Origin of the sequence: Mycobacterium neumannii, from assembly GCF_002245615.1 — a bacterium.
Lineage (GTDB): Bacteria > Actinomycetota > Actinomycetes > Mycobacteriales > Mycobacteriaceae > Mycobacterium > Mycobacterium neumannii_A.
Map to the genome: position 1 here is coordinate 46207 of NZ_NKCO01000030.1, position 11592 is coordinate 57798.

At 65.7% G+C, this 11592-nt stretch carries 11 protein-coding genes; 4 read left to right on the top strand and 7 right to left on the bottom strand.

Translation table 11 applies throughout. The features are described from left to right. Positions 1–11: 11 nt before the first annotated feature. The gene (locus tag CEX88_RS23745) at positions 12–869 is read right to left on the bottom strand and encodes an SDR family oxidoreductase (RefSeq protein WP_094295389.1); all 858 of its coding nucleotides are present in this window, start codon (positions 867–869) and stop codon (positions 12–14) included. Positions 870–1244: 375 nt separating this feature from the next. Between CEX88_RS23745 and CEX88_RS23750 the strand changes: the two genes are divergently transcribed. Next, positions 1245–1508 carry a hypothetical protein gene (locus tag CEX88_RS23750; RefSeq protein WP_094295376.1) on the top strand — a complete coding sequence of 88 codons (264 nt, stop codon included), beginning with the start codon at positions 1245–1247 and terminating at the stop codon, positions 1506–1508. A gap of 140 nt (positions 1509–1648) precedes the next feature. On the opposite strand, the gene CEX88_RS26435 is transcribed toward CEX88_RS23750, so the two are convergent. From CEX88_RS26435 to CEX88_RS23765, 4 genes are all read right to left on the bottom strand, one after another. After that, the gene (locus tag CEX88_RS26435) at positions 1649–2302 is read right to left on the bottom strand and encodes an HNH endonuclease signature motif containing protein (protein ID WP_420799245.1); all 654 of its coding nucleotides are present in this window, start codon (positions 2300–2302) and stop codon (positions 1649–1651) included. Beyond that, positions 2236–2994, bottom strand: coding sequence for a DUF222 domain-containing protein (locus CEX88_RS26440; protein ID WP_094295378.1), 759 nt, complete (start codon positions 2992–2994; stop codon positions 2236–2238). The genes CEX88_RS26435 and CEX88_RS26440 overlap by 67 nt, the downstream gene beginning before the upstream one ends. Then, positions 2991–3140 carry a hypothetical protein gene (locus tag CEX88_RS26445; RefSeq protein WP_238382176.1) on the bottom strand — a complete coding sequence of 50 codons (150 nt, stop codon included), beginning with the start codon at positions 3138–3140 and terminating at the stop codon, positions 2991–2993. The genes CEX88_RS26440 and CEX88_RS26445 overlap by 4 nt, the downstream gene beginning before the upstream one ends. Before the next feature lie 84 nt (positions 3141–3224). Continuing rightward, positions 3225–4454 (bottom strand): TerC family protein, encoded by a 1230-nt coding sequence (locus tag CEX88_RS23765; protein ID WP_094295379.1) that lies wholly within the window; start codon positions 4452–4454, stop codon positions 3225–3227. Between the two features lie 162 nt (positions 4455–4616). On the opposite strand from CEX88_RS23765, the gene CEX88_RS23770 reads away from it, so the two are divergent. Continuing rightward, positions 4617–5381: an SDR family NAD(P)-dependent oxidoreductase gene (locus CEX88_RS23770; RefSeq protein WP_094295380.1), complete on the top strand. Its 765-nt coding sequence runs from the start codon at positions 4617–4619 to the stop codon at positions 5379–5381. A gap of 429 nt (positions 5382–5810) precedes the next feature. On the opposite strand, the gene CEX88_RS23780 is transcribed toward CEX88_RS23770, so the two are convergent. Continuing rightward, positions 5811–6536: a YwaF family protein gene (locus CEX88_RS23780; RefSeq protein WP_068197079.1), complete on the bottom strand. Its 726-nt coding sequence runs from the start codon at positions 6534–6536 to the stop codon at positions 5811–5813. Positions 6537–6547: 11 nt separating this feature from the next. Beyond that, positions 6548–8098: a serine hydrolase domain-containing protein gene (locus tag CEX88_RS23785; RefSeq protein ID WP_094295390.1), complete on the bottom strand. Its 1551-nt coding sequence runs from the start codon at positions 8096–8098 to the stop codon at positions 6548–6550. Positions 8099–8278: 180 nt separating this feature from the next. On the opposite strand from CEX88_RS23785, the gene CEX88_RS23790 reads away from it, so the two are divergent. After that, entirely contained in the window at positions 8279–9091 is an 813-nt protein-coding gene (locus tag CEX88_RS23790; protein ID WP_066844552.1) for a DUF1906 domain-containing protein, read from the top strand. 90 nt (positions 9092–9181) lie between these two features. Continuing rightward, a partial coding sequence (ponA2, locus tag CEX88_RS23795) for a transglycosylase/D,D-transpeptidase PonA2 (RefSeq protein ID WP_094295382.1) occupies positions 9182–11592 on the top strand: 2411 nt, incomplete at its 3' end.

The window sequence follows — 11592 nt, forward strand, 5'->3', positions numbered from 1 at the left end:
TTCGGTGGCGGCTATTTGGACTTGGTGGCGTTGAACCTCTGGAACCGCCACAGGTACGACGGCAGCCGCCGAGCGGGCACGGATTTCGGCCAGTCCCGCGACCGGAAGTAGGCGTCTGAACCGCCATCGACGAAAATAATGCTGCCGCAGAGGAAGTCGGCGGAGTCCGACAGCATGAACAACATCCAGTCGGCGAGCTGGGCGGGATCTCCGAAACCTCCGACAGGCACCGGGAAAGCGTTGACCGCCTTGGCCTCGCGCGGTGTGGCCAGTTGCTTCTCCAACAGCGGCGTCATGATGGCGCCGGGGGCGAGGGCGTTGAGCCGGATGCCCGCGCCCGCCCACTGTGGTGTCACCGCGGTGCGCCGGACCCATTGGGAGACCGCGATTTTCGAGGCGGCATAGCCGAGCGATGGCGCGGCAGGCCCGAGCAGCTTCAGGGAGCGCACCGCTTTGTCGGTATCGCCGTCCAAGAGCGCACGCACTGTGCGTCGCGGCACCGCGGGGGTGGTGGTTGTCGAATTGCTGCCGATCACCACGATTTTGGCTCGCTCGGTGGCGGCCAGAGCGGGGCGCCACGCCTGCAGCAGGTCGACCACGCCGCGATAGTTGACCTCGAATATCCGCCGCGTGCTGTCCTTGCCGGGTGTCGGCCCGATCCCCGCGGCCAACACGGCACCGTCCAGTCGGTTCGACCTGGCGAGCACCTGATCAGCGGCGCTCTGTCGCCCGTCGGCGGTCGACAGGTCGGCCTCGATGTCGCCTTCTTTGACGTCGACAGCGATGACGGTGTGCCCCTGCGCTCTCAGCTTGGTGGCGGCTTGCTGACCCATGCCGGACGCGGCCCCGGTGACTACATACACACCCATCTCGACCATCCCCTGCCATCGACCGCTTCTCGTTCACCCAATGTCGACGGGCAGCGTAGCGGTGAGCACAGTCCTGCCTTCCTCGAGGTCGCTCTCCTGCGCTCTGAAGGCCGCTGGTTTTGCGATCTTTGATTGCGGGGTTTGCACTGGCTCTCCGGGGGCACAGATGTGTCATGAGCCATGATCCGTATTCCTCTACGGACAGAATCAGCTCGGCGATCTGGGTGGGCATCGCGATCGGGATGTCGGCGTTTGTCTTGCTGACGACGATCCTCGCCGCGGGTTGAACTTATTGGGATCGGTAGTCCCGGTCCCCGGCTGTACTTCGGTCACGACGAAGCCATCCCGGCGACGTGATGACGAAAAGGAACAGCAATGAATATCGTGCCCGCCCGCGTCGAAGAGCAGGTCAGTCGCGTCGACCGGACGTACAGCCTGGTGATCGGAATCTCTGCGGGGCTGACTGCGCTCTGGTCGCTCTACCGCGTGCTCTGGCTCTTCTACACGGCTGCGACGTTCTCCAGCATCGGATGGTCACCGGTGTCGCTGGTGGTGCCGTTGGTGCTGTGGCTGGTGATCGGTGTCGCCGCGGGATATGTCGCAGTCGCATTCCTGATCCGGTACGCCAAACAGCCTTGACCACGTTCGAAAGGGGGCCGCAGCGATGCGGCCCCCTTCGGTGTATGCGGAGCCGTTGTGCGACCGTGCCCGTCGGCGGTAGCCATCGCGTGAAGGCGGGCCCGACTCGCCCACACGCGTGCGAAGCGCTGTGCGGCAGGCTAATTCACGCTCAGTTCTGATTCGTCGCCGTCGTCGATGTCGGGACAGTCTGCGCTGTCGTCGTCGTCGATGTCGGGACAGTCTGCGCTGTCCTCGTCGTCTCCGTCGTCGGGGATGAGGTAGCGGTTGGGGTGGTGGTAGTTGTTGACGCGGGCTTGGCCGGTGTCGAGCTGGGGCGGAGGACGCCATGCGGTGCGCCCGTCTTTGCGTTTGTAGGTGCGCCAGCCGCCGGGTTTGACCCGCCGATTATCGGGGCCACACGCCAGAGTCAGCTCGTCGATGTCAGTCTGACCGCCAGCGGCCCAATCGTTGTCCCCATGATGGACCTGGCAGTGGTAAGCCGGGGCCGTGCAACCGGGCCGGGTGCAGCCCCGATCCCTGGCGAACAGCGCCAGCCGCTGGGCCTTGGACGCCAAACGGTTAGCCCGCCCCAAGTACAGAATTTCTTCGGTGTGGTCATCGAAGATCGCCAGATAGTGGTGCGCGGAGGAGGCCTGTTTGATCACCTCGCTCATCGGCAACAGCGACCCCCCGCCGGTGAGCCCGTGGCCGGTGCCCGATTCGAGCTCTTTGAGCTTGGCGGTGATCAGCAGCGTCGCCGGCAAGCCGTTATGGCTGCCCAACGTGCCCGAGGCGAGCAACTTCCGGCACATGGCATTGAGCGCATCGTGGTTGCGCTGCCCGACCGTGCGCCGATCAGCGGCCACCGTCTCCGCCGACGCGTCCGCCTGCGCCGAGGGATCCTGATCCGCACATCGCTGACCGTCCTCGCCCTCGGTTTCGCCGTCGGGGTGGCAGCGCCAGGAGCCGCCCACACCGCCAGCACCGCCTCCAACGCCGCCCGGGTGGCCGGATCAAGCAGTCCACGTAGCTCACTCATCCCATCAAGGCGCTGCCGACCCAGACGCAACCAGCGCTGCGCCGCGCGCAACTCATCGGAGAAATCCCCATCGGGGTTCAAATACGCCGCCAGCCGCTGGGCGGCCGCGCGCAATTCCTCAGGTGTGTGCTTGGTGGCCAGCTGCGCCAGCTGCCCTTCGGCGGCCTCGCGCACGTCAAACGGCGTCGAGGCCGGCACCTGCTTGTCAAAGAACCGCCGGATGACCCGCACATGCTCGGCACCCACCAGGCCCTGCTCCACAGCCGCGGCGGTGTGGGCCAGCACCGGTTCGAGTGTCTCGCCGGTCATCGCCCGCCGCGGCGCCAACTCTTTGGCCTCGGCCACCCGCCGATGCGCCTCGGCCTTGGAAAGGCGCAACAACACCGCCAACGCCCCGGCCACGCTGTTTTCCCCCAACTCCTCGATCGGCGCACGCCCCAGCCCGGCCACCATGCTGTGGCTCACTGCCGCTTGACGCCGGGTGAACGTCTCCACTGCACGATCAACCTCAACTGCTCAGCGGTGCCCAACGTGTCGAACGACTCAGCAATCAACGCGGTCAGCTCGCGGTCCATCGCCGCGATGCGCTGGGTGACCTGCTCCGCCGACATACTCGAACACTAGTTCGACCCACCGACAACCCCGACCCATTTGTGACCACAGAAACCAAAGAGACACAAGTGATTTCCCGAGCGCTATCGGGCGGTGAGCCCCTTGCGGGTGAAGGGTTCAGCTTCGCCGCGGTCGACCGCCTCATCGTGCTTGGCGGCCGCGCGATCGAGCAGCTCGATGAGCGCATCTTCGTCACGAACCAGCTGCCGGTACTTGGGACCGAGCGCGAGGATCTGGTCACGCTCACGAAGAAGCGCCTTGAAGATGCGTTCGCGTTCGGCGGCGCTGCGGGTGTACTCGGAATCGAGATAGGCCCGAGCGTGCCGGCGAGCGTTGGCGATCGCCGTCTGGGCCGTTCCCCTCTTACTGAACAGCGATGCGACGACGGTGACGACGAGGACTCCGATGATCACCGAGAGCGAGAGGGCGGTGCTGACTTCGACGACCGTGACGGGTTCTCCGTCGTTGATGAACGGCACGTTGTTCTCGTGCAGCGCATGCAGGATCAGCTTCACACCGATGAACGCCAGGATCGCCGCGAGACCGTACGAAAGGTAGATCAACCGGTCGAGCAGGCCGTCGATGAGGAAGTACAGCTGCCGAAGGCCCAACAACGAGAACGCCGTCGCGGTGAAGACGATGTAGACGTTCTGGGTCAGACCGAAGATCGCCGGGATCGAGTCGAGAGCGAAAAGGATGTCGGTGCCGCCGATGGCAACCATGACCAGCAGCATCGGCGTCATCGCGCGCTTGCCGTCCACCGTCGTGAACAGCTTGTCGCCGTCGTAGTGCTCGGTGGTGTGAAAGAGCTTCCGCGCCAGCCGAATGATGAAGTTGTCGGCGGTCTCCGAGTCGCTGTTGTTCGGTGCCAGCATGTTGCCCGCGGTGATCAGAAGGATCAACCCGAACGCATAAAAGACCCAGGCGAAGGTGTTGATCAGCGCAGCGCCGAGGAAGATGAAGCCGGTCCGCGCGATCAACGAGAACACGATGCCGAACAGCAGCACCTTCTGCTGGTCCTCGCGCGGCACGCGGAAGCTGCTGATGATGATCAGGAAGACGAAGAGGTTGTCGACCGACAGCGCTTTCTCGGTGATATACCCCGCGAAATACTCGCCACCGGGGTCGACGCCCCCGAAGATCAACACACCGATCCCGAACAGCACCGCGATCCCGACGTACAACGCCGACCAGATCGCCGCCTCTTTGAGGGTCGGGACATGAGCCTTGCGTACATGGAAGAAGAAGTCGAACGCCAAGAGTCCGACGATGGCGACGATCGTCAGCGCCCACACCCACCCGGGTACAACCATGCGTTACTCGCTATCCCTTACCGGAACCGACTGCCCCTAGTGGTGCCCGCAATGGCCGGTTCGAACCCTCGACCGGGCGAGCACCGCCCCGCCGGGCGCGACGAACCCACACATTACGGTTGGTCGAGCACAGCTACCACGATAGACAGGAGAACGTCGGAGATGACGATTCTGGACCGCTTCCGACTCGACGACAAGGTCGTCGTCATCACCGGCGCATCGTCCGGGCTTGGAGTGTCGTTCGCCGAGGCGGTTGCACAAGCCGGTGCGGATGTGGTGCTGGCTGCCCGGCGTGCCGAAAAGCTGGAAACCACAGCAGAACTCGTCAGGGCCGCCGGCAAACGCGCTCTCAACGTCCAGACCGACGTCGCCGACCCCGATCAGTGCACGGCGCTCGTCGAGGCGGCAATGCGGGAGTTCGGCCGCGTCGATGTGTTGGTGAACAACGCCGGAGTCGGCACCGCCGTGCCTGCCACTCGGGAAACGCCTGAAGAGTTCCGCAAGGTCGTCGATGTCAACCTCAACGGCTCGTACTGGGCCGCCCAAGCGTGTGGGCGGGTGATGCAGCCGGGCAGTTCGATCATCAACATCTCCAGCGTCTTGGGTCTGACCACCGCGGCGCTCCCCCAGGCCGCCTACAGCGCCAGCAAGGCCGCGATCGTCGGCCTCACCCGCGACCTCGCCCAACAGTGGGGCGAGCGCAAGGGAATCCGCGTCAACGCCCTGGCACCGGGCTTCTTCAAGTCCGAGATGACCGACGAGTACAAGCCGGGCTATTTGGACCGCACCCTGGCCGACCGCGTCGTGTTCAAGCGCTTGGGTGAGCCGCACGAGCTGTCGGCCGCCGTCGTCTGGCTCGCATCCGAGGCCGGTGGCTACGTCACCGGTCAGACCATCGTGGTGGACGGTGGCGTCACGATCACGTAGGCGTCGCGCAACCACGTAGGCGTCTTGCAACGCTTCGCGTTCGCTTCGGTCACGAAACGCGTACAGGACCGCCAGCCCCGCAGTGTCGGTGATTCCATTGACCCCAGCGGCTCGCGGATGACGAGCCGGAAGGTTGCTTATGGGTTCGCTCGGACTGCCGTTTTGGGTGGCTCTGCTGGTCGTGGTCGCGGCCCTGGGCACCTTGTGCGGATTCGCCGCGTCGACGGCCATGCGGCGGAGCAAGCGACATACGCGGCGCATCTTTCTTCTGGGCGCTTTGTGTGGATTCCTGGCCGGCGCGACCGTCTTCGGACGGCACCACGTCTTCGCCGGAACCCGCGCCGTCCTTCGGCGCGCCTGGACCCAGTCGTTGACCCGGCTTTGCCTTCCTTCGCCGCCGCCTCGACGGCGCCGGCTCCCGACAGGCCGCTAAGCCGCCTCGGCGTGTCGTCGCTTCCGCTCCCATGGCCACGTCATCAGTGCCCACGCGGCGACGATGATCGCCACTTCGACCGCCAGATACATCGGCCACGGCCCGAACACATCCAACAGCGACGCTGTCGGGGGCTTCCTGTTCAGATAGCCATAATTCGTGCCGACGATCGCGTTGAAGGTGAAGGTCGCCGCTGCCCAGATCAGGGTCACGACGATGGTGAAGCGGTAGCTGCGCCATCGCGGGCGATTCCCCCGTCCCCACGTGAGGTAGATGGCCGCCCAGACCGCGAAGACGTGAAGCACGAAGAACGTGAGAAACAGGTGATGCGGGAAATCCGGTGCGCCCTCGCGGGGAGTTCCCACGTCGGGCGTCAGCAACGCCTGCGAACTCAGGAGCAGACACCAGTAGTACGTCAGCGCGAAAGCCCAATGTCGTTGTGACCAAAGCGCATAGGCGGCCGTGAGTTCGGCGATGTCGCACAGTTGGATCGGTATGGACGTCTGGATGTCGGGTCGGATCACCTTGTAGACCAACGCCACCACGAACGCCGCGACGATCAGCAACGCGAATACGCGTGAGAACACCCGCGCCTGCGCTTCGGTCTGTCTACGGCCCAACCAGATCAGCAGTGCCGCGCCTACCGCGAAGATCGCGAGGACCACCAGGTGTGATGGCCCGTACGCCTCGAACTGTCTTTGCGCGTAGTACAACTCGGTCATTTCCTACTCGTTCAGCGGGGTTTGGGGGCCGGTTGCGTGTCGGTGTACAGGTCCAGCGCTCGGGCGGTCACCGTGGCGAGTTCTCCTTGTAGGTTCGAAAGCGGTCTGCTGCCGCGGATGTGGATGACGTTCGTCAGCAGGATCACATACGTGTCAGAAGCAGGATCTATCCACATCGACGTCCCGGTGAAACCCGTATGCCCGAAGCTGCCGACGGGAAAGAGCAGTCCGCGTGGTTTCGAATGGCCCGTGTCGATATCCCAACCGAGCCCGCGCAGGTTTTGACCCGGTATCGCCGGATAGTTCGGGGCGAGAAGCGGATTCGGGTTGGGTGCTGCGGCGATGTCCTCTCGGGCGGCTTCGTTGGCCGCTTCGACCTGTCCGGGTGAGTGCCCCGGTTGCTGCGGCGTCGTCATCAGCCGAAGAGTTTCCTGCGTCAACGGAAACGCACTGGGACGGCCCGCCAATCGGTCCAGCAGCGCCTGCGCGTAGAGGCCGATGTCACGTGCGGTCGAGAACACCCCGGCATGCCCGGCGACGCCACCCATGCGCCGTGCTGTCGGATCGTGGACCGTGCCTCGCAGCGGGAAGTCGAGATCGGGGTTGGCGCCCGGTTGGGCTCTGCCTTCCTCGTCGAGGGCGGTCGGCGCGATCCGGGCCAAAACGTCGGTGTTCCAGGCATCGTCGGGACAGCCGGTCGGAGCAGGCGGCTCCGATGTGGGTGCCCACGCGACCGCGGCCCCTCTGATCTTGTGCGGGCCGCACGTCTTGGCCGGAGGGAGGTAGCGGGTGTCCTCCATGCCGAGGGGCGCGAACACGTTCCGCTGGACGTAGACGTCTTCTGATTGGCCGGTGATCTGTTCGATTAGCGCCCCGAGCAGGATGAAGTTGATATCGGAGTAGCGGAACACTTCTCCTGGCTCGAATTGCAGCGGCGTGGCGAGCGCGCGGCGGATTCCTTCTGCGCTGTCGGGGGCGGCCAGGCCCCACGGATCCCGCAGGTCGATATCGCCGGCGATGCCCGAAGTGTGGGTGAGCAACATGCGCAGCGTCACCTGGGCCCGCTGCGGATCGCGCGCACTGTTGAAGGCAGGCAGATAGTTCTGCACCGGTTCGTCGAGTCCGACCTTGTTTTGTTCGTAGAGCTGCAAGACGGCGGTCGCCGTAGCGAGGCTCTTGGTCAGGGACGCAACGTCGAAGATCGTGTCCTCGGTCATCGGCTCGGCAGGTGCCGGGGCACCGTCGAGCCCGGGTTCGCCCGACAGCTTCCGTGAGCCGTACGCGTGGTGGACGACGAGCTCGCCGCGGTGTCCGACCGCGACCACCGCGCCGGGCAATTCGTGGGCGGCAATCGCGGTGTTGATCAACTCGTCGATCGGCGCCAGCCCGGGCGCCGGGATGGTCGGGGTGGGCGTTGCGGCCGACGGGGGCGGCGGTGTCGCCGGCGCACTGGAATCGGCCGGCGGATGATCGACCCCGCCACCGCACGCCGCAGACGCTGTCAGAGCGAGGACGATTGTGGCGATGGAAAGCCACCTCGACAAGGACCGCTTGCCGTGCATGGCGAGTCGGTCTGCGGGCATGGCCACCCCGTCCGGTCGAAGGTGCGGGTGCGACGCCGCCGTGTCCAGCTGCGTATCGGTCATCAGCATAGGGCGGGGGCGTTTCGGTACCGAGGAATCAGGCACAGAGAAATCAATCGACCGGCACCCGTGCGTCGTCAATGTTGTTAGCATCGCGCCGTGCAGGACTCCCCGAGGTCACCCGGTCGTGGCGGAGGGAATTCTCCTTCCCGACGCGATCTCCTCAAGTATGCCGTCGCGGCGCCGCCGCTGTTCTTCCTCGGGGCAGCGGCAGCGACGATTTCGGGTCCGAGTGCGTCGGCGGCGCCGCTGCGTCTCGTCGACTTCGCGCACCGCAAGGTCCCGGCCGATCAGCTCAAGGCGGCGGGCTTCGACGGGGCGCTCGTTTACGTCTCCGAACTGCGGCCCGGCGCGGACTTCGACTTCAAACCGGTGACGCGCGAGTATGCCGACTCGCTGCGGGCCGAGGGGTTGCACGTCGTCAGCTGCTACCAGTACGGCAAGCCCGGCTGGCCCACGCCGTCCGATTACACACGCGGATACGACGGTGGTGTCGCGGACGCCCTGACCGCGCAGCGATTGCACATTGCCGCGGGCGGTCCTCATTCGGCACCCATTTTCTTCAGCGTTGACGAGGACATCGACGCTGAGACGTGGGAGAACGTCGCGCTCGAGTGGTACCGCGGAATCAATTCGGTGCTGGGGGTGGATCGCACGGGCCTCTACGGCCACGCGCGGGCGTGCTCGTGGGCGATCGGCGACGGCGTCGTCGGCCGCTCGACCAGCGACGGACATTGGTGGGTGTGGCAGACCAAGGCCTGGTCAGCTGGTGAGCGCGAGCCCCGGGCCGTGCTCTATCAGGCCGTGGTGATCGGCCCGTCCGAGCCCGGCGTGCCCATCGGAGACACCCACGTGGACGTCGACGAGGTCCTCGCACCCGACTTCGGCCAGTGGGATCTGGACCGAAGCTGACCGTGCCCGTTACCAGAGCGTTTCGCCGTCGTTGCGATGAAATCGGCGCGGGAGTGTTCGTCGCGAGACCGCATTTAATACTCTGCTGACATGCCGGAGCGCTCACCGGCCGGGGGGACGGTCATCAAGCTGATTTTGTGCTGCACGCTGGCCGGGGTGTTGGTGGCGGCGCTGATGTTCCCGTTCGCGGGCGGATTCGGCCTGTTGTCCAACCGAGCCTCCGACGTCGTCGCCAACGGGTCGGCGCAGCTGGTGGAGGAAGACGTCCCCCAGGTGACGACGATGGTCGACGCCGCAGGGAAGCCGATCGCCTGGCTCTACAGCCAGCGCCGGTTCGAGGTGAAGAGCGAGCAGATCGCCAACACCATGAAGCTGGCCATCGTCTCGATCGAGGACAAGCGGTTCGCCGAACACGCGGGCGTCGACTGGCAAGGCACACTCACCGGGCTGTCGGGTTATCTGTCGGGCAACCTCGACACCCGCGGCGGTTCGACGATCGAGCAGCAGTACGTCAAGAACTTCCAGTTGCTGGTGACCGCGCAGACCAACGCCGAGAGGCGCGCCGCGGTCGAGCTGACTCCGGCGCGCAAGCTCCGCGAGATGCGGATGGCGTTGACGCTGGACAAGACGTTCACCAAGGCGGAGATCCTCACGCGCTACTTGAACCTCGTGGGGTTCGGAAACGGGGCGTTCGGTGTTCAGGACGCCGCGCAGACCTACTTCGGGATCAACGCCTCGCGGTTGAATTGGCAGCAGGCGGCGCTGTTGGCCGGTTTGGTCCAGTCGCCCACCTCGCTGGATCCCTACGTCAACCCTCAGGGGGCCCTGCAGCGCCGGAACCTGGTGTTGGACACCATGATCGAACTCCTCCCCCAGCACACCGACGAACTGCGAGCCGCCAAGTCCGCGCCGCTGGGTGTGCTGCCCCGCCCCAAGGAACTTCCGGGCGGATGCATCGCCGCCGGTGACCGCGGCTTTTTCTGCGAGTACGTGCTGGCCTATCTGGCCCATGCGGGAATCAACAAGGAACAGGTCGCCCGGGGCGGGTATCTGATCCGCACCACGCTCGACCCGACGGTCCAGTCATCGGTGAAACGGGCGATCGACAAGGTCGCGAGCCCCACGCTGGACGGAATCGCCAGCGTGATGAGCGTCATCAGGCCGGGCAAGGACTCGCACCGGGTGCTCGCGATGGCCAGCAACCGCAATTACGGCTTGAACAAGGACGCCGGGCAGACGGTGCAGCCGCAACCGTTCTCACTCGTCGGCGATGGCGCAGGTTCGATCTTCAAGGTCTTCACCACCGCCGCGGCGCTCGAGATGGGCATGGGCATCAACGCCCAGCTCGCCGTCCCCGGATCGTTCCAAGCCCGCGGACTCGGCAGCAGCGACACCCCCGGCTGCCCGAGAGAGACGTGGTGTGTGAGGAACGCGGGAAATTACCGCGGGTCGATGAACGTCACCGACGCGCTGGCCAGTTCTCCAAACACCGCGTTCGCCAAGCTCATCCAGCAGGTGGGTGTGCCTCGCGCAGTCGACATGGCCGTGCGGCTCGGACTGCGCTCCTATGCCCTTCCGGGAACGGCGCGACCGTACGACCGGGGAAGCAATGAGAGCCTCGCCGAGTACATCAAGCGACAGAACGCCGGATCGTTCACCTTGGGGCCGTTCCAGCTCAACGCCCTCGAGTTGTCGAATGTGGCCGCGACGTTGAGTTCGGGCGGCACGTGGTGTCCGCCCAACCCGATCGACAAGATCATCGACCGTCGTGGCAACGAGGTGACGTTCACCGCGGAGAAGTGCGACCAAGCGGTCCCGGAGGGCTTGGCGAACACCCTCGCGAACGCGCTGAGCAAGGACGACAAGGGGGGCGGTACGGCCGCGGGAGCCGCTGGTTCGGTGGGCTGGGATCTGCCGATGTCCGGTAAGACCGGCACGACCGAGTCCCACCGGTCCTCCGGGTTCCTAGGATTCACCAACCAGCTCGCGGGCGCCGTCTACATCTTCGACGACTCCAACTCGCCGTCGGGGATCTGCTCGTTCCCGCTTCGCAAGTGCTACAGCGGGGACCTGTACGGGGGTAACGAGCCGGCGCGCATCTGGTTCGAGGCGATGAAGCCGATCGCGACCGATCTCGGCGAGGTGCGTCTGCCGCCGACCGATCCCCGCTTCGTCGAGGGCGGTCCCGGCAGCGAGGTGCCGAACGTGACGGGCATGAATGTCGACCGGGCCCGGCAGCGGCTGAAGGACGCCGGCTTCCAGGTGGCCGAGAAGACGACGCCGGTCAACAGCGGGGCCGCTTACGGTGCGGTGGTCGGGACCACGCCGAGTGGTCGAACCATCCCGGGGTCCATCGTCACGATCAACACCAGCACGGGGATCGCGCCGGCACCGCCGCCGCGTCGGGAGGAACCCCCGCCTCCGCCGGGTGTGCCGCCGCCACCGCCACCGCCACCCGATCCGATGGCGATGCCGATTCCCGGTCTGCCGCCGTTCATTTT